This is a genomic window from Neoroseomonas rubea (assembly GCF_016106015.1).
Classification (GTDB): Bacteria; Pseudomonadota; Alphaproteobacteria; order Acetobacterales; family Acetobacteraceae; genus Neoroseomonas; species Neoroseomonas rubea.
Genome location: NZ_JACADQ010000652.1, coordinates 1 through 984 on the forward strand (window position 1 = coordinate 1; position 984 = coordinate 984).

Annotated in this window: 1 protein-coding gene and 1 pseudogene; both read left to right on the forward strand. The window is 75.7% G+C overall.

Annotated elements, in window-relative coordinates:
- On the forward strand, positions 1–508 hold a 508-nt coding region (locus HW577_RS25595), incomplete at its 5' end, for a Tim44/TimA family putative adaptor protein (RefSeq protein ID WP_198378896.1).
- Positions 509–589: 81 nt separating this feature from the next.
- Positions 590–984 (forward strand): annotated as a pseudogene (locus tag HW577_RS25600) (hypothetical protein); the annotation flags it as partial.

Consider the following 984-nt stretch of genomic DNA (forward strand, 5'->3'; position numbering starts at 1 on the left):
GGAAGCCGTGCCCGTCGCCCCCGCCGGCCCGGCGCGGCGCGGCGTGCCGGACCCGCGCTCCCCTGCCGGCCAGGCCCTGATGCGCATCCGCGGCATCGATGCCGGCTTCGACCCGGCCGCCTTCCTCGGCGGCGCCGAGGGCGCCTTCCGCATGATCGTCGAGGCCTTCGCCGCCGGCGACCGCATCACGCTGCGCAACCTCCTGGCCGATGACGCCTATGCCGGGTTTGAGGGCGAGATCAGCCGCCGCGAGCAGGAAGGCGAGACCCAGCGCACGGAAATCCGCGCGATCCACGACATGGGCATCGAGGCCGCCGACCTTCGCGGAAACCTGGCCGAGATCACCGTCCGCATCGTCTCGGACCAGATCAGCCTGACGACGGGCCGGGACGGCTCGATCCTGGCGGGTGCGGAGGCGGTGACCGAGATCACGGACCTCTGGACGTTCCAGCGCGATCTTGCGGTCTCCGATCCCACCTGGAAGCTGGTGGGAACCCGGCCCGCCTGAGCCCCGGGCCGGGGCGCCCGCGGCGCTCCCACTTGCCCCCGGAGAGTCGCGGCGCCGGCAGGGCCGGGGTATGCTACCGCCATGGACCCGCCGCGCCATCCCGGCCGCACCGCCCGGACCATCGCCTTCGCGCTGGTGCTTGTCCTGATCGCGAGCGGCGCCCGCGCCCAGCATGGCGGGCCCTCACCCGAGCCTGAAGCCAGGCCCGAGGAAGCCGGCCCCCCCGCCCCGCCGCCGCTCCGCCCCGTCCGCTTCGAGGATCTGCCCGGCTGGGCCTCCGACGCCCATGTCGAGATCCTGCCCGCGCTTGCCACCTCCTGCGCCGCGCTGCGGCCTATGCGCCCGGACGCAGTGCTGGGCGGGCAGGGCGAAGCCGCGCTGCGCGCCGGCAGCCCGGCCGCCTGGCAGGAAATTTGCGTCGCGCTGCGCGCGCTGGAACGCAGCCTGCCCCGCCCGCCGCGCCCCGGGACGGGCCG